Source organism: Streptomyces sp. PL-29 (assembly GCF_058344425.1).
Genome location: NZ_CP136996.1, coordinates 5814276 through 5831735, shown reverse-complemented (window position 1 = coordinate 5831735; position 17460 = coordinate 5814276). Strand labels below are relative to the sequence as shown.

At 72.6% G+C, this 17460-nt stretch carries 18 protein-coding genes and 1 pseudogene; 5 read left to right on the top strand and 14 right to left on the bottom strand.

Annotated elements, in window-relative coordinates; genetic code table 11:
• Positions 1–116: 116 nt before the first annotated feature.
• The 8 genes from R4Z63_RS26735 to R4Z63_RS26700 all read right to left on the bottom strand — a co-directional run bounded on the left by R4Z63_RS26735 (position 117) and on the right by R4Z63_RS26700 (position 6893).
• Entirely contained in the window at positions 117–557 is a 441-nt protein-coding gene (locus tag R4Z63_RS26735; RefSeq protein WP_037915730.1) for a DUF6278 family protein, read from the bottom strand.
• 103 nt (positions 558–660) lie between these two features.
• A complete protein-coding gene (locus R4Z63_RS26730) occupies positions 661–1446 on the bottom strand; it encodes an exodeoxyribonuclease III (protein ID WP_384446862.1) in 786 nt (261 codons plus the stop codon).
• Between the two features lie 36 nt (positions 1447–1482).
• Positions 1483–2115, bottom strand: coding sequence for an MBL fold metallo-hydrolase (locus R4Z63_RS26725; RefSeq protein ID WP_384446864.1), 633 nt, complete (start codon positions 2113–2115; stop codon positions 1483–1485).
• A 45-nt stretch (positions 2116–2160) separates the two neighbouring features.
• On the bottom strand, positions 2161–2754 hold the full coding sequence (locus R4Z63_RS26720) for a hypothetical protein (protein WP_384446866.1): 594 nt from the start codon (positions 2752–2754) through the stop codon (positions 2161–2163).
• Positions 2751–3929 (bottom strand): ROK family glucokinase, encoded by a 1179-nt coding sequence (locus R4Z63_RS26715; RefSeq protein ID WP_384446868.1) that lies wholly within the window; start codon positions 3927–3929, stop codon positions 2751–2753. Before R4Z63_RS26715 ends, R4Z63_RS26720 begins: the two co-directional genes overlap by 4 nt.
• Positions 3926–4885 (bottom strand): ATP-binding cassette domain-containing protein, encoded by a 960-nt coding sequence (locus tag R4Z63_RS26710; RefSeq protein WP_384446870.1) that lies wholly within the window; start codon positions 4883–4885, stop codon positions 3926–3928. The genes R4Z63_RS26715 and R4Z63_RS26710 overlap by 4 nt, the downstream gene beginning before the upstream one ends.
• Positions 4852–5886, bottom strand: a complete 1035-nt coding sequence (locus tag R4Z63_RS26705) for an ABC transporter permease (protein WP_384446872.1) — start codon at positions 5884–5886, stop codon at positions 4852–4854. Before R4Z63_RS26705 ends, R4Z63_RS26710 begins: the two co-directional genes overlap by 34 nt.
• A complete protein-coding gene (locus R4Z63_RS26700; protein ID WP_078555779.1) occupies positions 5883–6893 on the bottom strand; it encodes a sugar ABC transporter substrate-binding protein in 1011 nt (336 codons plus the stop codon). The genes R4Z63_RS26705 and R4Z63_RS26700 overlap by 4 nt, the downstream gene beginning before the upstream one ends.
• 259 nt (positions 6894–7152) lie before the next feature.
• Here R4Z63_RS26700 and R4Z63_RS26695 point away from each other — a divergent pair, with 259 nt between their 5' ends.
• Entirely contained in the window at positions 7153–8166 is a 1014-nt protein-coding gene (locus R4Z63_RS26695) for a Gfo/Idh/MocA family protein (RefSeq protein WP_384446875.1), read from the top strand.
• Positions 8167–8321: 155 nt separating this feature from the next.
• On the opposite strand, the gene R4Z63_RS26690 is transcribed toward R4Z63_RS26695, so the two are convergent.
• Complete coding sequence (locus R4Z63_RS26690; RefSeq protein WP_384446877.1) at positions 8322–9242, bottom strand: DMT family transporter; 921 nt, start codon at positions 9240–9242, stop codon at positions 8322–8324.
• Positions 9243–9376: 134 nt separating this feature from the next.
• On the opposite strand from R4Z63_RS26690, the gene R4Z63_RS26685 reads away from it, so the two are divergent.
• Positions 9377–9745, top strand: coding sequence for a hypothetical protein (locus R4Z63_RS26685; protein WP_384446879.1), 369 nt, complete (start codon positions 9377–9379; stop codon positions 9743–9745).
• Positions 9746–9797: 52 nt separating this feature from the next.
• Here the strand turns inward: R4Z63_RS26685 and R4Z63_RS26680 are convergent, their stop codons facing one another.
• A complete protein-coding gene (locus tag R4Z63_RS26680) occupies positions 9798–10415 on the bottom strand; it encodes a dihydrofolate reductase family protein (protein ID WP_384446881.1) in 618 nt (205 codons plus the stop codon).
• A 222-nt stretch (positions 10416–10637) separates the two neighbouring features.
• On the opposite strand from R4Z63_RS26680, the gene R4Z63_RS26675 reads away from it, so the two are divergent.
• Together R4Z63_RS26675 and R4Z63_RS26670 are read left to right on the top strand one after the other, a co-directional pair.
• A complete protein-coding gene (locus R4Z63_RS26675; RefSeq protein WP_236647434.1) occupies positions 10638–11372 on the top strand; it encodes an SDR family oxidoreductase in 735 nt (244 codons plus the stop codon).
• 52 nt (positions 11373–11424) lie between these two features.
• Positions 11425–11717, top strand: a pseudogene (locus tag R4Z63_RS26670) (GNAT family N-acetyltransferase); the annotation flags it as partial.
• Positions 11718–11838: 121 nt separating this feature from the next.
• Here R4Z63_RS26670 and alc read toward each other — a convergent pair.
• Entirely contained in the window at positions 11839–12957 is a 1119-nt protein-coding gene (alc, locus tag R4Z63_RS26665; RefSeq protein ID WP_037915696.1) for an allantoicase, read from the bottom strand.
• A 2-nt stretch (positions 12958–12959) separates the two neighbouring features.
• Positions 12960–14294 (bottom strand): allantoinase AllB, encoded by a 1335-nt coding sequence (gene allB, locus R4Z63_RS26660; protein WP_370466675.1) that lies wholly within the window; start codon positions 14292–14294, stop codon positions 12960–12962.
• 337 nt (positions 14295–14631) lie between these two features.
• Here allB and R4Z63_RS26655 point away from each other — a divergent pair, with 337 nt between their 5' ends.
• Complete coding sequence (locus tag R4Z63_RS26655; RefSeq protein ID WP_037915689.1) at positions 14632–15435, top strand: IclR family transcriptional regulator; 804 nt, start codon at positions 14632–14634, stop codon at positions 15433–15435.
• A 196-nt stretch (positions 15436–15631) separates the two neighbouring features.
• On the opposite strand, the gene R4Z63_RS26650 is transcribed toward R4Z63_RS26655, so the two are convergent.
• Positions 15632–16327, bottom strand: coding sequence for an ABC transporter ATP-binding protein (locus R4Z63_RS26650; RefSeq protein WP_037915686.1), 696 nt, complete (start codon positions 16325–16327; stop codon positions 15632–15634).
• The gene (locus tag R4Z63_RS26645) at positions 16324–17409 is read right to left on the bottom strand and encodes an ABC transporter permease (RefSeq protein WP_384447292.1); all 1086 of its coding nucleotides are present in this window, start codon (positions 17407–17409) and stop codon (positions 16324–16326) included. The genes R4Z63_RS26650 and R4Z63_RS26645 overlap by 4 nt, the downstream gene beginning before the upstream one ends.
• Positions 17410–17460 lie beyond the last annotated feature (51 nt).

The window sequence follows — 17460 nt, the reverse complement described above, 5'->3', positions numbered from 1 at the left end:
GAGCGCAAACTATCCAGCGGTGGAAGCCACTTCGCCGCGACACGCCGTCCGCCGCCGCGAGCCGAGGTGCGCCGCGGTGCGCCGCCGTCTGCCGCGGCGGGCCGCGGGGCGGCGGGTCAGCCCTCGGAGGCCTCCGCGTACGCCTGGCTGAGCTCGGGGGAACCGGTCATCGCCCAGGACACCCCCGACTCGATGACGTTCAGCTCCCGGCCGGAGGCCAGGCGGATCACTGGCTGGCCGTTGGGCCACACCTGCCAGGCCGCCCCCGGGACGGTCCGGACGATCACGGTGCCGAGGTAGAAACCCGCGTCGTTGCCGAGCCAGGGCACCACCTCGGGGTCCCGCCGCCAGCGCGGCATCAGCTGGTCGAGGGAGTCCAACGAAGCCGGGCTCCCGTCGAGTTCGAGCCCGGCCGCCCGTGCATGGACCCGCAGCATCTCGCACTCCGAGAACAACTCGGCGACGCCCTCGGGGTCGTCCACGAGGGCGTCGGCGAGCCCCGCACGCTGTTCCGCTCCACGCCGGTTCAGCCAGTTGTCCAGGAAAGGGATGTTCATACCGCCCAGCGTCGCACCAGGATCCGCCGCTGGCCACAGGGCGCGCCTGGATCCGCCGCCCCGGATCGGCCGCCCGGGACCGGCCGCCGGCGGGGCTCCGGGCCTACCGGTCGAGATCGAGGTCGACGACGACCGGTGCGTGGTCGGAGGCACCCTTGCCCTTGCGCTCCTCGCGGTCGACATAGGCGTCCGTGACGGCCTTGGTGAAGGGCTCGTTGCCGTAGACCAGGTCGATGCGCATGCCCTTGTTCTTGGGGAAGGCGAGCATCCGGTAGTCCCAGAAGGTGTACGGCCGGTCGTACTTCAGCGCGCGCGGGAAGACGTCCGAGAGGCCGACGGCGCGCAGCGCCTCCAGGGCCGCCCGCTCGGCCGGGGTGACGTGGGTGAGGCCCTCGAAGACGGCCGGGTCGTACACGTCCTCGTCGGTCGGGGCCACGTTGAAGTCGCCGAGCACGGCGAAGGGGCGCGGGCCGGCCGCGTCCTCGGTGACGGCCGCGGCCAGGGAGCGGAACCAGTCCAGCTTGTAACCGTAGTGGTCGTGCTCGACCTCGCGGCCGTTGGGCACGTACACCGACCAGACCCGCACCCCGCCGCAGGTGGCGGAGATCGCCCGGGGCTCCTGGACGCCTTCGTAGTCGGGGCCGCCCGGCAGCCCGGTGACCACGTCGTCCAGGCCGACCTTGGAGAGCAGGGCCACGCCGTTCCAGCGGCCGGTGGCGTTGACGGCCGCCTCGTAGCCCAGCTCGCGCAGCTGCTCGTGCGGGAACTGCTCCGCCGAGCACTTGGTCTCCTGGATGCACAGGACGTCGGTGCCGGAGCTCTCCAGCCAGGCCAGCAGGCGCGGCAGCCGGGCGGTGATGGAGTTGACGTTGTAGGTGGCGATACGCATACCCGCCAACCTACCGTCCGGCACCGACAGCGACCGTCACAGCTCGGTGCTGTCCCCCGGGGCGAGCCGCCCGTGGTCGGTGCCGCCCAGCGTGTCCAGGGCGACGTCGTAGATCGGCCGGGCGATGTCGGCGAGGTAGGCGTCGTGGATGTCCAGAGCCCGGCGCGGCGCGACCTCGCGGAGGTAGTCGATCACCTCGGAGACCTTGTTCCAGGGCGCGTGCACCGGCACCATCAGGGTCTCCACCGGGACCCCCGGCACGGTCAGCGCGTCGCCCGGGTGGAAGAGGGACCCCTCCACGAGGTAGCCGACGTTCGTGACCCGCGGCATGTCCGGGTGGATCACGGCGTGCAGCTCGCCGTGCACCTGCACCCCGAACCCGGCCGCGGTGAAGGTGTCGCCGTGGCCGACGGTGTGCACCCGGCCCGGGTAGGCGGAGGCCAACCGCTCGGCGACGCTGCGCAGGGTCCACAGCCCGGCCGCCGGATTCGCATCGAGGGCGGCCCGCAGTCGGCCCTCGTCGAAGTGGTCCGGGTGTTCGTGGGTGACCAGCAGGGCGTCCGCCCCGAGACCGGCGTCCGGTTCGCTGAAGGCGCCCGGGTCGATGACGAGCGTGCGCCCGTCCTTCTCCAACTGGACGCAGGAGTGCAGCCGCTTGGTGAGCTTCATGATCCCAGGCTAGTACCGCGGCGGGCCCGTTTCACGAGCCGGCGTTCACGGGGTGGCCGTGGAGACCACGTAGACCTTCGGGTGCTCGGGGTCGGTGAGGTCCACCGTGATGTCCCGGTCGGGACGCGGGTCGGCCTGCTCCAGGCTGGTCCCGTACCAGGTGGCGCGGGGGCTCCAGCTCCAACCCGCGACCTCGGCGTCGTGGGGCGAGATGGTGACCTCGCCGCGGACCAGCTCGCCGCGGCCGGTGCCGACGGAGGCGAGGAAGGCGTCCAGGTCGGCCGGGGTCACCGCGAACTGGGTGAAGAGCCGGCTCGTGCGCCAGTTGTTGGTCTCCAGGAACCCGACCTTCCAGGCCTTCGACGGGATCGGCACCTCGTAGATGCTGCGCTGCACCCGGGAGGGCCAGCCGGGGCGCACCTTGGACGCACCGACCTTGGCGGCCTTGTCCCGGCCGCTCTCGCGGCTCTGCTGGGTGGAGATCGCCAGGTAGCCCGCGGGCACGCCGATCAGCAGCACGATGATGATCGCAGTGATCCAGCGGCGCTTGACGACGTGCCGGCGGTTCTCGGCGGCGGGCGCGGGCGTGCCGCCCTCGTCGGGTGCCGAGGCCTGGTGGGGCAGGGTGGGCGGGTTCACGGCTGGTCCTGGTCCTGGTCCTCGGGTGCGGCGGTCTCGCGTCTGCGGGCGAACTGGCCCAGTTGGGCGTAGCGCTCGTGGCGTTCGACCCGTCGGCGGGTGGCGCGGCGGAAACGCCGGGCGACGAGCCGGGCGAGGTCGGCGGCGCCGACCATACCCGCCTCGGGACCGAGCTGGGCCTTGGTGATACGGGCCTCGGGGCGGTAGCCGCGGCCGGTGAGGTGGCGTCGGAAGGCATCCCGGGCGGGGCCGATCAGCAGGTCGTCGGCGGCGCTGACGCCGCCGCCGATGACGAAGCAGGACGGGTCGAGGGCGGCGGCGAGGTTGGCGATGCCGACCCCGAGCCACTGGCCGATGTCCTGGAGCAGCTCGACGCACATGGCGTCGCCCTCGCGGGCCAGCTCGGTGATCAGCGGCCCGGTGATCTCCGAGACGTTCCCGCCGACCCTGGCGATGATGTTGTACGCGACCGGGGAGTCCGCGGCGGCCAGCTCGCGGGCCTCGCGCACCAGGGCGTTGCCGGAGCTGTACTGCTCCCAGCAGCCGCGGTTGCCGCAGGGGCAGCGGTGACCGCCGGGGACGACCTGCATGTGGCCGAACTCGCCGGCGACCCCGTACCGGCCGCGCTTGACCTGGCCGCCTTCGAGGATGGCGCCGCCGATGCCGGTGCCGAGCGTGATCATGACGAGGTGGTCCTCGCCGCGTCCGGCGCCGAAGCGCCATTCGGCCCAGGCGGCGGTGTTGGCGTCGTTGTCGACCATGACGGGGACCGCGAGCCGGGCCTGGAGGGCGTCGCGCAGGGGCTCGTCGCGCCAGGCCAGGTGGGGTGCGAAGAGGACCCTGGAGCGGTCGGCGTCGACCCAGCCGGCCGCGCCGATGCCGACGGCGTGCACGTCGTGCCGGTCGGAGAGGTCCAGCACGAGCTCGACGATGGTGTCCTCGACGACCTTGGGGCTCTTGGACTTGTCCGGGGTCTCGGTGCGGATCTTCTCCAGGATGACGCCGTCGGCGTCGACGACCCCGGCCATCACCTTGGTGCCGCCGATGTCGATGCCGACGGTCGGGACGCGCGGGGCGGTCAGGTGCGACCGCCGCTCGCGGGTGCCGATGGTGCGCAGGACGGTGCCTCGCGCCGACCCGCGGTGGGTGAGCGTGAAGTCCCGGTACGTGCTCATCGAGTCGTGTCGTCCCTCGTGGGTGCGGTGGTGCGGGTGGCCTGGTCGGTCGGGCCCGCCGGTCCGGTGCGGCCGGCTCCGCGGGCCGCGGCGTCCGTGACGCCCGGTCCCGATTCTGCCACCCGCTCCAGTTCGTGGCTCAGCTCGTCGAGCTCGGAGCCGCCCGCCATCTGGCGGGTGAGCTCGTCCAGGGTGATCGAGTCGCGGGTGTGACTGCCCGCCATGGTGCCGCGCTTGAGCAGCACGAAGCGGTCCCCGACCAGGTGCGCGTGGTGCGGGTTGTGGGTGATCAGGACCACACCGAGACCGGCGTCGCGGGCCGCTGCGACGTACTTGAGGACCACGCCGGACTGCTTGACCCCGAGGGCCGCGGTCGGCTCGTCGAGTACGAGGACCTTCGCCCCGAAGTACACGGCGCGGGCGATGGCCACGCACTGGCGCTCGCCGCCGGACAGGGTGCCGATGGGCTGGTCCACGTCGCGCAGGTCGATGCCCATGCGCAGCAGCTCGTCGCGGGTGGTGTGGCGCATGGCCTGCACGTCGAGGCGGCGCAGCGGGCCGCGGCCCTTCGTCGGCTCGGAGCCGAGGAAGAAGTTGCGCCAGACGGGCATGAGCGGGACCACGGCGAGGTCCTGGTAGACCGTCGCGATGCCGCGGTCGAGGGCCGCGCGCGGGTTGGCGAGGACCGTCTCCTCGCCCTCGATCTCGAAGGTGCCGGCGTCGTGCCGGTGCAGCCCCGCGATGATCTTGATGAGGGTGGACTTGCCGGCGCCGTTGTCGCCCAGGACGCAGGTGATCTCGCCCGCGGAGACCTCCAGGGAGACGTCCTGGAGGGCTCGGATGTTGCCGTAGAACTTGCTGACTCCGGTCAGCTTCACCAGGGCGGTCGTCCCGCCGCCGGCGGTGGTGGCTCCGATGGTGGTCACTTGCTCGCCTCCGCCCGCTTGCGGACCCATGCGTTGAGCAGCGTGGCCAGCAGGAGCATCGCGCCGAGGAAGAACTTGAACCAGTCCGGGTTCCACTGCGCGTACACGATGCCGTTGCTGGTCATGCCGAAGATGAAGGCACCGACCGCCGAGCCGATGGCGGAGCCGTAGCCGCCGGTCATGAGGCAGCCGCCGATGACCGCCGCGATGATGTAGAGGAACTCGTTGCCCACGCCCTCGCCGGACTGGACCACGTCGAAGGAGAAGAGGATGTGCTGGCCGGAGATCCAGGCGCACAGGGCGACACCCATGTAGAGGCCGATGCGGGTCTTCACGACGGGCACGCCGACCGCGCGGGCCGCGTCGGCCCCGCCACCCACGGCGAAGATCCAGTTGCCGGCACGGGTGCGCAGCAGGATCCACGTCGCGACGGCGACCAGGGCCAGCCACCACAGGACGGTGATCTGGAGGGTGACCGAGCCGATCTCCCACTTCGAGGCGAAGAGGGCGCGGGCGGAGGGGAAGCCCTCCATGTCGGCGATGGACTTGGTGGAGACCGTGCCGCTGATCAGCTTGGTGAATCCGAGGTTCAGACCGGTCAGCATCAGGAAGGTGCCGAGGGTGATGATGAAGCTGGGCAGCTTCGTGCGCGTCAGCATGAAGCCGTTGAAGAAGCCGATGGCGAGGGTGACCAGCAGGGACACGCTGACGCCGACCCAGACGTTGGCGGTCATCTGGTAGCTGAACATCGAGCTCACCAGGGCGGAGGTCGTGACCATGACACCCGCCGAGAGGTCGAACTCGCCGCCGATCATCAGCAGCGCCACGGGGACCGCCATGATCCCGATGGTGGAGGCCGAGTACAGGATCGTGCTGAGACTGGAGGCCTGCAGGAAGGTGGGGGCGACGATGGAGAAGAACACGAAGACGGCCACGGCGCCGACCACCGCGCCCAGCTCGGGGCGCGCGAGCAGCCGGCGCAGGAGCGAGGCCGGGGCGAGCCGTTCGTCGACGGCGGTGGCGGCGGTCATCGGCTGCCCCGCTCGATGTACTCCTCCAGCTCGGCTGCCTGGGCTGCGGTGACGATCTGCGGTCCGGTGAGCACGGGACGTCCGCCGCCGAGCACGTCGGCGTTGTAGCGGTAGAGCCACAGCAGGTCGATGGCCTCGTATCCCTGCAGGAAGGGCTGCTGGTCCACGGCGAAGCCGAGGGCGCCGGACTTCAGGTCGCGGGCCACCGACTCGTTGAGGTCGAAGGTGTCGACCTCGGCCTTGCTCCCGGCGGCGTCCTTGGCCTTGACCGCGGTGGGGGCGAAGGGCGCACCGAGGGTGAGGATCGCGTCGATGGACGGGTCGGCCTGGAGCTTGGCCTGGACGGCGGCCTGCACGGAGGGCATGTTCGTGCCCTCGACGTACAGGTTCTCCATCTCTCCCGGGAAGGTCTTCTTCGCGCCGGCGCAGCGCTGCTCGTGACCGACGTTGCCCTGCTCGTGCAGGACGCAGACGGCCTTCTTGCGGCCGCGCCGGCCCAGCTCGGTGCCGACGGCCTCGCCCGCGACCGTCTCGTCCTGGCCGATGTGCGTGAGGGCGCCGTACGCGGCGGACTGGGCGGAACCGGAGTTGACCGTGATCACCGGGATGCCGGCCTTGACGGCCTTCTGGACGACGTCCTTGAGGGCCTCGGGCTTGGCCAGGCTGACGACGATCCCGTCGACCTTCTGGTCGATGGCGTTCTGCACGAACTGCGCCTGCTGCTGGGCCTGGTCGTCGTGGGAGTAGACGAAGTTGATGTTGTCCTTGGCGGCGGCCTCCTTGGCCCCCTTCTGGACGATGTCCCAGAAGGTGTCGCCGTCGCCCGCATGGGTCACCATCGCGAAGGTCCAGCGCGGGGTGGAGACGGCCGGCCGGCCCGCCTCTGCGGCCTTCGCCCGCTCCTCGGCGCGCTTGCCGCCCGTACTGCTGCAACCCGCGAGCGAGGCCCCCAGCGCCGCCGCGAGCACGGCGCCCACGACGCGTACCCCTGTCCGAACCCTAGCCACGTCGCCGCGCCCTTCCCTCGTGCATCTCGTCCGTCTCGTCCCTCTTGTCCGCCGCCGCGTCCGTCCCGCGCGCTGCGCCGTCCGTCATGATTCGGTCATTCCGGTTTCAGCCGCCCAGTATCCGCCACAGTGGACCATGAAGGGCCATCGGGGCATGCCCCCGCAGACCGACACGGCGGGATCGCTGCTCAGCGCGCGAAATCCCCAAGATCGATGCGAGCGGATTGACAGGCTCCGCCGACCGGGCCAATTTGAATCCATGCGCATCGGGCTTATCGGAACTGGCCGGATCGGCTCGTTCCACGCGGCGGCGCTCGCCCGCCACCCGGAGGCGGGCTCGCTCCTGCTCGCCGACTCCGATCCCGCGCGGGCGGCACGCCTGGCCGACCGGCTCGGGGCCACGGCCGCGCCCTCCGTGGAACAGGTCTTCACCTGGGGCGTGGACGCGGTGGTCGTGGCCTCCTCCACCGACGGTCACGCGGAGCTGGTCGTACGGGCGATCCGCGGCGGCCTGCCGGTGTTCTGCGAGAAGCCGGTCGCCCCCGACCTCGCCCGCACCCTGTCCGTACTGCGCGAGGTGTCCGCCCTCGGAGGACTGCTCCAGGTGGGCTTCATGCGCCGCTTCGACGCGGGCTACCTCACCGCCCGGGAGCTGGTCCGCTCCGGAGCTCTGGGACGGCTGCACACCGTACGGACGACGACGGCCGACCCGGCACCGCCCGCCGCCGACTACCTGGCGGCCTCGGGCGGCCTGTACCGGGACTGCATGGTGCACGACTTCGACATGGTGCGGTGGGTGACCGGGCACGAGGTGGTGGAGGTGTACGCGGCCGGATCGGACGCCGGGCCGCCGCAGTTCCGGCAGACGGGCGACGTCGACACGGCCGCGGCCCTCCTCACACTGGACGACGGGACCCTGGTCACGGCGACCGGCACCCGGTGCAACGGCGCCGGCTACGACGTGCGGATGGAACTCGCCGGGGAGCGGGACCAGGTCTCCGCCGGGCTGGACGACCGGACCCCGATCGCCTCGACCGAGCCGAACGGCCCGCCGCCCGCGAGCAAGCCGTGGACCGGCTTCCTGGAACGCTTCGGCCCGGCGTACGAGGCGGAGCTGAACGCCTTCGTGCACCTGGTGCGCGGCCAGGGCGAGAACCCCTGCGATGGCTGGGAGGCCCTGGCCGCGCTGCGGGTCGCGGAGGCCTGCGAGCTGTCGCGGCGGGAGCGGCGCCGGGTCCGGCTGGAGGAGCTGCCGGGCCTGCCGGATCGGTGACCAGGTCGGTGAGCAGGGCATCCGGCCACCCTACGGCGGTGATCCTCGGCTGACTGCGGCGCTTTCCGGACACGCTCGGGGACGCCCGGGAACGCTCGGTCACGCTCGGGAAGGCTCGGTCACGCCCGGGAAGGCTCGGTCACGCTCGGGGACGCTCAGGGGGCCTGCGTGACCGCCCGCCGCCCCCAGGCGGTGCCGGCCAGCACCAAGGCGGCACCCGCGTAGCCGAGGGGCCCCGGGTGCTCCCCGCCGACGGCGATGCCCGCGACGGCCGCCCACAGCGGCTCGGTGCCGAGCAACAGACCGACCCGGGAGGGCGAGGTGCGGCGCACCGCCCACATCTGCACGAAGAAGGCGAAGAGCGTGCAGAAGACGGAGAGGAAGGCCAGTCCGGCCCACTCGGCGGGCCCGAAGTCCGCGGCGGCGGCCCAGGGGGTCGCACCGGTGCCGGGCAGGGCTGCCAGCAGGGCGAAGACGAGGACGGCGCCGCCGAGCTGCACGGTGGTCAGGGAGAGCGGGTCGGCGCCCTGGAGCGCCTCGACCCGGGCCATCAGCAGGACGTGCAGGGTCCGGGCGAGCGCCGCCCCGAGGATCAGCAGGTCACCGAGGCCGGGCGCGCTGAACCCGGCACCTTGCGTGAGGAGCACGACGCCGAGGACCGAGGCCGCGGCGGCCCCGAGGAAGGAGGCGGAGGGCGCCCTCCCGCGCACGGCGGCCTCGGCGAGCGGGGTGAAGATCATGGTCAGGCTGATGATCAGCCCGGCATTGGTGGCGGAGGTGTGGACGACCCCGTAGGTCTCCAGCAGGAAGATGCCGCCGAGCACGAGCCCCAGCAGCCCGGCGCCGCGCAGCTGGGCCGGGGTGAGCGCGCGCAGCCGCGCCCATCCGGCGACGACCAGCACGGGCAGTACGAGCGCGAACCGCAGCACGAGCACGGCGATCACGGTGTGCGCGGTGGTGATCCCCTTGGCGGCGAGATAGCTCCCGCCCCACACGACGGCGACGGCCAGCACCGGCAGATCGGCGAGCCGGGCCCGGCCGGGTGCGGTGTACGGGACGGGCGGGGCGACGGCCACGGAAGGTCTCCAACGTCACTCGGGAGGTGGAGACATCGGCGGCTCGCACGGTTGCGGGGCACACCGTACCGGAGCCGATCATGGGCGGCGACCCGTTTCCGGGCCTCGGGTCCTCCGCCCGTAGCATCGGGCGCATGGCTGATCTCTACGCCGTGGACCTGGCGTTCGACCTGCTCGACAGCACGCCCGAGACCGTACTCGCGCAGGTGCGCCGCCACCTGGCGGGGGACGGCCTGCTCGCTCCGCGGGGCCCGGCATGGCGCGTCGGCGGGATGCTCGTGGGCGCGTTCGGCCCGGCGGAACACGGCGGCTGGGCCCTGACGGCCCGCCAGGAGATCCACCAGGACCGGCTCCCGGACCTGGAGGACCTCCTCCTGCTCCTCACCCCGCACATCCGCCCGCCGGGCCCGGTCGGCCGCATCCGCCACCAGGCACACGAATCCCCGGACCTCCTGGTCCTGCGCGAGGGCCGGGTGCTCCAGCTGTCCCTGGACCGGCGGTAGCACCCACCGCCCACCACACCACCGGCGGCCCGACCCCGCTCCGGCGCTGCCGCTACCCGCCGACGGTCCCGAAGGCGGCCCGCCCGGTCGGCCGGTAGGTGTGGATGGCCGTCCCGAGGCGCGTCGTACGGGAGGCCGTCAGCGCATAGGCGGTCGGCAGCCCGCCGACGGGGAACAGCCGGCGCCCCGCGCCCAGGACCACGGGGAACACCAGCAGATTGATCTCGTCGACCAGGTCCCGGGCGAGCAGCCACTGCGCCAGCTGCCCGCTGCCGTGCACCTGGAGCTCCCCGTCCAGCGCGTCCTTGGCGCGGACGATCTCGCTCTGCAGGTGCTCCCCGTCGAGCACGGTGGCCGGCCCCCAGGCCGGCTCGTCGAGGGTGGTCGAGGCGACGTACTTGGGCAGCCGGTTCAGCCCGCCCGCCACGGGGTCCGCGGGGTCGTCGTGCTGCGGCCAGTACCCGGCGAAGATCTCGTACGTCTTCCGCCCGAGCAGGAACGCCCCGGCCCGGCCGAACACCTCGGTGACGAACTCCCCCATGCCCTCGTCGACGTACGGCGCGACCCACCCTCCATAGTCGAACCCGTCGCTGCGGTCCTCGTCGGGCCCGCCGGGCGCCTGCATCACGCCGTCCAGTGTCACGAAGGTGGTCAGTGTCAGCTCGGCCATGTCCCTGCGCTCCTCGCTCGATGCTCCTACGCAAGAGCAGACTCCCGGGCCGCCCCGGAGTCATCGGCGCGCCACGCAAACGACAGCCCGAACGGCGCAGCGCCCCGCTCTCCGTCTCTCCGTCGGCTCCGCCGAGAACGCGGGGTCGGATTCCTGCCAGCGATGGGGGGTTGGAGGCTATTTGATTGAACCCGCAACCAAATGATGCGGGAGGAAGAGGACATGGACGGGAACACGGTGGCGCTGGTGACCGGGGGGAGCCGGGGCATCGGCGCGGCGGTCGCGGTGCGGCTGGCGCAGGAGGGAGCGGACGTGGCGATCACCTACGTCCGCGATGCCGGGGCCGCGGCCGGGGTGGTCAAGGCGGTGGAGGCGCTCGGGCGGCGGGCCGTCGCGCTGCGGGCGGACGCGGGGGACGCGGCGGAGGTCGCGAACGCGGTCGGAGAGACCGTACGGCGGTTCGGGCGGCTCGACGTGCTCGTCAACAACGCCGGGGTGGGGCTGGTCGGCCCCATGGAGGAGGTCGGACCGGCCGACGTCGACCGGGTGCTCGGCGTCAATGTGCGGGGCGCGTTCCTCGCGGCCCGGGCCGCCGCCGGGTGTATGCGGGAGGGCGGACGGATCATCACCATCGGCAGCTGCATGGCGCAGCGGGTGCCCGGGCCGGGCGGAGTGCTGTACGCGATGAGCAAGGCCGCGACGATCGGACTGACCAAGGCTCTGGCCCGGGAACTCGGCGGACGCGGGATCACCGCGAACGTGGTGCATCCGGGGCCCGTCGACACCGACATGAACCCGGCCGACGGGCCGTACGCGGGCCCGCAGGCGGCCATGACGGCACTGGGCCGGTTCGGGCGGGCCGAGGAGGTCGCGGACGTGGTGGCGTTCCTCGCCGGGCCGGGGGCGGGCTACGTCACGGGGGCGGAGTTCGCGGTCGACGGCGGCCACGCCGCGTAGCCCCCTCCGGGCCCGCGGCCGCGCACGCCCAGGGCGGGCCGGCCCCGGGGTGTGGCATTCGCTCGCGATCCGCGCGGGCGACACCGTCGTGGGACACGTGATGTGGGCGTACGACGAGGACGGCGGCACCCACTGGATCGGCGGCATGATCGTCGACGCTGCCGAGCAGGGCAGGGGGTGGGACGGGCCGCGGTGCGCGCCCTGGTCGGGCGGCTCGCCGCGGTGCCGTCCTGCCGGGAGGTACGGCTCTCGTACCACCCGGGCAACGCGCCCGCCGCGCGCCTCTACGCGGAGCTCGGCTTCAGGCCCACCGGCGCGTTCGAGGACGAGGAAGTCGTGGCCGCCCTGGTGCTCTGCCCCGCACCGGCGGGGAATCGGTTCAGGGGCGCGCCGGAAATCCGGTGCGCCCCTGAACGGTGTGCCGGCCCCGGGGGTGTCGGCCCCCGGGGCGGTCACGGGTACGGCGTCAGCCACCCAGCTCCTGGTGACGGGCGGTCAGCGCCGCCGCGCCGGCCTCCGTCAGGGAGCCGAACAGGCGCAGGCGGGAGAAGCCGCCGTCCGGGAAGATGTCGATCCGTACGTGGGTGCCCACCGCCGGGGTGTCCAGTACGAAGCGGTGGTTGGTGTCGGGCTGCAGGCGGGTCCGCGGCAGGAACTCCGTCCACTCGCCCTCCTCGCCGGTTTTGACCGACAGCGAGGCCCAGCCGGCCGAGTTGCCCTTGAGGTACGCGGTGTCGATCTCGACGGCGCGGATCTCGGACTCGGTGACGAGCTGGTAGCGGATCCAGTCGTTGCCGTTGTCGCGGCGGCGGGCGGTCTCCCAGCCGTCGTCCATCTTGCGGGAGCGGCCCGGGTTGATGGTGTTGGTCGGCGGGGAGTAGAAGCGGTTGGAGGCGTCCTGCACGGAGCCGCCGTTCTCCAGCGCCACCACGTCGAAGGAGCCGAGCGCCGCGAGCCACTTCGGGTCGGGCAGGACCTCGCCGTAGACGCGCAGGCGGGCGATGCCGCCGTCGGGGTGCTGGTTGACGCGCAGGTGGGTGAAGCGCTGTTCGGCGTCGACCTCGAAGCCGTTGGCGGCGTGGCCGCCGACCGCCGTGCGGGGGACGATGGTCGTCCACTTCACGTCGTCGCCCTGGAGCTCCTCCGGGGTCGGCGCGAGGGCGCCCTCCCAGTTGGTGGCCTCGATGGAGACGGCCTGCGGCATGTTGCCGCGGAAGTGGGCGGTGTCGACGACGATGCCGCGGATGACGCCGGGGGCGCCCAGCCGCACCAGTGCCCAGTCGTGGTCCTCGGGGGTCGGCCAGGGCTGGGTGGCGGAGACGCCGCGCCGGCGGCGGGTCTCCCAGCCGTCCATGACCTTGCCCTTGTGGCCGAAGTCCTCGGGGTCGAAGTGCGCGGCCTCGGAGATCAGCAGGTTCTCGCGCTGGGCGAAGAACTCGTCGTTGGCGGCGATGACACCGGCGCCCAGCTCACGGGCGGCGAGGTTCGCGTACTGGGTGAAGGGGAAGTCCGCGGTGCGGTAGTCCGCGTACGGGTCGCCGCCTCCGTACGGGTTCGCGTTGCCGGTGAAGGAGGGAATCGCCACTGTCAGTTCTGCCTTTCGAGGAGGAGGCCCGTGGGCTCGGTCGGGGTGCCGTGGTCGGCGATCTGCGTGCCCCGCAGCCAGGTGGACTTCACGACGCCGTGCAGGGTCTTGCCCGCGTACGCCGTGACCTGGTTGCGGTGGTGGAGTGCGGCCGGGTCCACGGTGAACGTTTCTTCGGGGGCGAGCACGGCGAAGTCGGCGTCGCGGCCGGCTTCGATCGCGCCCTTTCGGGACAGGCCGGCGAGGGCGGCCGGGGCGGCGGACATCCAGCGGACGACGTCTTCCAGGGTCCGGCCGCGCCTGCGCGCCTCGGTCCAGATGGCGGGCAGGCCCAGTTGGAGGGAGGAGATGCCGCCCCACGCGGTGGAGAAGTCGCTGGTCTTCAGGTCCGCGGTGGAGGGCGAGTGGTCGGAGACGATGCAGTCGATGGTGCCGTCGGCGAGCGCGTCCCACAGGAGGTCCTGGTTGGCGGCCTCGCGGATGGGCGGGCAGCACTTGAACTCGCTGGCGCCGTCGGGCACTTCCTCGGCGGTGAGGGTGAGGTAGTGCGGGCAGGACTCGACGGTGATCCGCACGCCCTCGGCCTTGGCGGCGGCGATCAGCGGCAGCGCGTCCGAGGACGACAGGTGCAGGACGTGGACGCGTGCGTTCAGCCGCTTCGCCTGGGCGATGAGGTTGCCGATGGCGGTGTTCTCGGCGTCGCGCGGCCGGGAGGCCAGGAAGTCGGCGTACCGGGGGCCCGGGACGACGGGGGCGGCGTCGAGGTGGTGCGGGTCCTCCGCGTGCACGATGAGCAGGCCGCCGAAACCGGTGATCTCGGCGAGGGAGATGGCCAGCTGCTCCTGGTCGAGCTCGGGGAACTCGTCCACGCCCGAGGGCGACAGGAAGCACTTGAAGCCGTAGACGCCGGCGTCGTGCAGCGGCGCGAGGTCCTTGACGTTGTCCGGGAGGGCCCCGCCCCAGAAGCCGACGTCCACGTGCGCCTTGGCGCGGGCGACCTCCTGCTTGACGCGCAGGTTGTCGACCGTGGTGGTCGGCGGGAGGGAGTTCAGGGGCATGTCGAGGATCGTGGTGATGCCTCCGGCCGCGGCGGCGCGGGTGGCCGTCCAGAAGCCCTCCCACTCGGTGCGGCCGGGGTCGTTCACGTGGACGTGGGTGTCGACCAGGCCGGGGAGCAGGACGTCGTCACCGAAGTCCTCCAGCCGGGCTCCGGCCGGTACCTCGGCGTCGTGTGCGAGCACGGCCGCGATCGTCCCGCCGGCGACGGCGACCGAGGCGGCGCGCGTCCCCTCGGGAGTGATGACGCGCGTCGAGCGCAGTACCAGTTCCACAGCCACGTCGGCCACCGGAACCTCCCCATCTACTTCCACAGAGCGAAATTCAACGTTCTGTTGACGGAGTCTTCCCGGGGATCCGGGAGCAGTCAAGAGCGCCCGGACGGACCACTGACGCACCGGGGCCACACTTGGAGGTTTCCACAGGATGGAATTAAGATTTCGCTATCCAGAATGTAGCTACCGCCACCGGAAGCCGGGCGGATAACTTCCCGAGGGCGTCCACCACCCGGACAAACCATCTCTGACCGGCGGCGACGGCCCCGACCCCGACACTGGGGCCGACGCCGGCCGCCCGGTAGGCTGCTCCCTTGCCTGCCAGCACCGAAAGGACCGCGCCGTGCCGACGTCCAGCGCCAGCACCACCGACGCTTCCTCGAAGACCCCTGCCGCCAGCGGTGGCGTCCAGTCCCTTGAGCGCGCCTTCGACCTGCTCGAACGGATGGCCGACGCCGGAGGCGAGGTCGGCCTCAGCGAGCTGTCGGCCGCCAGCGGTCTGCCCCTGCCCACGATCCACCGCCTGATGCGCACCCTGGTGGCGTGCGGGTACGTACGCCAGCAGCCCAATCGACGGTACTCCCTCGGCCCCCGCCTGATCCGCCTCGGCGAGTCCGCGTCGCGCCTCCTGGGCACCTGGGCCCGCCCCTACCTCGCCCGTCTGGTCGAGGAGACCGGCGAGACGGCGAACATGGCCCTGCTCGACGGGGACGAGATCGTCTACGTCGCCCAGGTGCCGTCCAAGCACTCGATGCGCATGTTCACCGAGGTCGGCCGCCGGGTGCTGCCGCACTCCACGGGCGTGGGCAAGGCCCTCCTCGCCTACACCCCCGCCGACGAGGTACGCGCCCTCCTGGCCCGCACCGGCATGCCGGCGGCGACCGAGAAGACCATCACCACGCCCGAGGGCTTCCTGGAGGCGCTGGAGCAGGTCCGCAAGGTCGGCTACGCGGTCGACGACAACGAGCAGGAGATAGGGGTCCGCTGCCTGGCCGTGTCGGTGCCGAACTCGCCGACCGCCGCCGCGATCTCCATCTCCGGTCCGGCCGGCCGCGTCACCGAGGCCGTGACCGAGGCCTTCGTCCCGGTCCTCCAGAACGTCGCCGCCGAGCTGTCGGTGGCGCTGGCCAACCAGAGCCCGGCGTAACCCCGCCGCACCGTCGTACGGGAAGGCCCCGGCGCCCCTCTCGGAGGGGCGGCCGGGGCCTTCCCGTACGACGGTCGCGGAGCAGGGCCGGGGGACCCCGACGCGGATGGGACCGGGGGCCGGCCCGCGGGCCCGCGGGCGGTGATCCGGGCTCACCACCGTGCGAGGCCGCCCCCACGCGCCTCCGTACGCCGCCTCAGGGCGCGGCGACGGGATCCTGGTGCCCGACCGCCAGCCTGCCGTCGGTCATCGTCGCCGTACGGTCCATCCGATCCAGGTGGGCGTGGTCGTGGGTGACCAGCACGGTGGCGGTGGAGCGTTCGCGCGTCAGGGTGACCAGCAGATCCAGCACGGCCGCGCCGCGCTCGTGGTCGAGGGCGCTGGTCGGCTCGTCGACCAGCAGCACGGCGGGCTCGTTCATCAGCGCGCGGGCGATGTTGATCCGCTGGCGCTGGCCGCCGGAAAGCTGGTGGGGACGCTTGTCCGCCTTGTCGGCGAGGCCGACCGCGTCCAGCAGCTCCAGCGCGCGGCGGCGCAGGGCCTTCGTGGGCCGGCCCGCGACGTGCGCCATGACCTGCAACTGCTCGGCGGCCGTCAGCGAGGCCAGCAGGTTCGGCTGCTGGAAGACGATGCCGATCTTCTCCCGGCGCAGGGCCGACTTCTCGGCGGGGCCCAGCCGGGTGGTGTCCTCGCCCGCGACGACGACCCGCCCCCGGTCCGGGGTGACGAGGGTGGCGGCGACCGCGAGCAGGGAGGACTTCCCGGAGCCGGAAGGTCCGATCACCGCCGTGAGGGTGCCGGCGGGAACCTCCAGCCCCACCGCGTCGAGGGCGGTGAGCCGGCTCTCGCCGTCGGGGTAGGTGAGCGTGACGTCGTGGACGAGGAGGGTCATCGGGCGCTCCCGAGGGCGGTCAGCGGGTCGACGGCGGTGATCCGCCGGATGGACAGGGCCGCGCCCAGCGCACCGAGCGCGATCATGATCGCGGCGGGGACGAGCACCGTGGCGGCGTCGAGGACGAAGGGCACGTCTCCGCCGCTGATCAGCGCGCCGAAGCCGGCGGCGAGCGCGGTGCCCAGCCCGGTGCCGAGGGCGAGCATCACCACGGCCTGGCCGAGGGCGTCCCGCAGCAGGTAGGGGGTGGAGGCGCCCAAGGCCTTCAGGACGGCGATGTCGCCGCTGCGCTGGATGGTCCACACCGTGAAGAAGGCGCCGATGACCAGCGCCGAGATGGCGAAGAGGAAGCCGCGCATCAGCTGGAGCGAACCGTTCTCGGCCTGGTAGGAGCCTATGGCGCCCAGCGCTTCGTCGACGGTCTGCGCCCGGGTGTCCGCGGCCCGGTCGGCGGCGGCGAGGTCCAGGCCGCTGCCGGAGACCGCGACGACGGTGGCGAGGGTCTCGACGGAGGTACCGGGGTTGCCGATCCGCTGCCAGTCGCCCAGGTCCATCCAGACGACCGGCGTGTGGCTGTAGGCGGCGGTGCCGGCGACGGCGGCCACGGTCACTTCGACGGTACCGATCCTGAGCCTGGCGCCGGCGGCCAGGCCGCCGAGCTCCTTCGCCGCCTTCTCCGCGAGGACCACCCGGCCCGGCGCGAGACCGGCGTCCCGCGGCGGGAGCCCACCCGCGGGGTCCACGCCGAAGACCGAAACGGCGGCGGTGCGCTCACCCGAGACGGCGTTGGCGGTGCGGATGCCGAGGGGCTCGGCCGTCCGCACTCCGGGTTGCTCCCGCCAGGTCAGCCAGGCCGACTCGGGCACCAGGGAGTTGGTGAAGGACACCTTCTGGTCCCCGGCGGGTGCGGCGAAGGCCAGGTGTGAGGCGGGCAGGCCGGTGATGGCCGAGACGTTTTCCCGGGCCAGGCCGGCGGTGAGCCCGGACAACAGGCCGACCAGCAGCGTGATCAGCAGCACGACCGAGCCCATGAGGGCGAAGCGGCCCTTGGCGAACCGTAGATCTCTCCATGCGACGAACATGTCCCCCACCCTGGTCCTCCGCGTGGGCACAAGGCATCGCGCCACAGGAGA

Bases quoted from the DNA above. Each gene is read 5' to 3' on its own strand.
- R4Z63_RS26735 (WP_037915730.1), bottom strand. From the start codon at position 557: ATGAACATCCCTTTCCTGGACAACTGGCTGAACCGGCGTGGAGCGGAA.
- R4Z63_RS26730 (WP_384446862.1), bottom strand. From the start codon at position 1,446: ATGCGTATCGCCACCTACAACGTCAACTCCATCACCGCCCGGCTGCCG.
- R4Z63_RS26725 (WP_384446864.1), bottom strand. From the start codon at position 2,115: ATGAAGCTCACCAAGCGGCTGCACTCCTGCGTCCAGTTGGAGAAGGAC.
- R4Z63_RS26715 (WP_384446868.1), bottom strand. From the start codon at position 3,929: ATGAGCACGTACCGGGACTTCACGCTCACCCACCGCGGGTCGGCGCGA.
- R4Z63_RS26710 (WP_384446870.1), bottom strand. From the start codon at position 4,885: ATGGGTCCGCAAGCGGGCGGAGGCGAGCAAGTGACCACCATCGGAGCC.
- R4Z63_RS26705 (WP_384446872.1), bottom strand. From the start codon at position 5,886: ATGACCGCCGCCACCGCCGTCGACGAACGGCTCGCCCCGGCCTCGCTC.
- R4Z63_RS26695 (WP_384446875.1), top strand. From the start codon at position 7,153: ATGCGCATCGGGCTTATCGGAACTGGCCGGATCGGCTCGTTCCACGCG.
- R4Z63_RS26685 (WP_384446879.1), top strand. From the start codon at position 9,377: ATGGCTGATCTCTACGCCGTGGACCTGGCGTTCGACCTGCTCGACAGC.
- R4Z63_RS26680 (WP_384446881.1), bottom strand. From the start codon at position 10,415: ATGGCCGAGCTGACACTGACCACCTTCGTGACACTGGACGGCGTGATG.
- R4Z63_RS26675 (WP_236647434.1), top strand. From the start codon at position 10,638: ATGGACGGGAACACGGTGGCGCTGGTGACCGGGGGGAGCCGGGGCATC.
- R4Z63_RS26650 (WP_037915686.1), bottom strand. From the start codon at position 16,327: ATGACCCTCCTCGTCCACGACGTCACGCTCACCTACCCCGACGGCGAG.
- R4Z63_RS26645 (WP_384447292.1), bottom strand. From the start codon at position 17,409: ATGTTCGTCGCATGGAGAGATCTACGGTTCGCCAAGGGCCGCTTCGCC.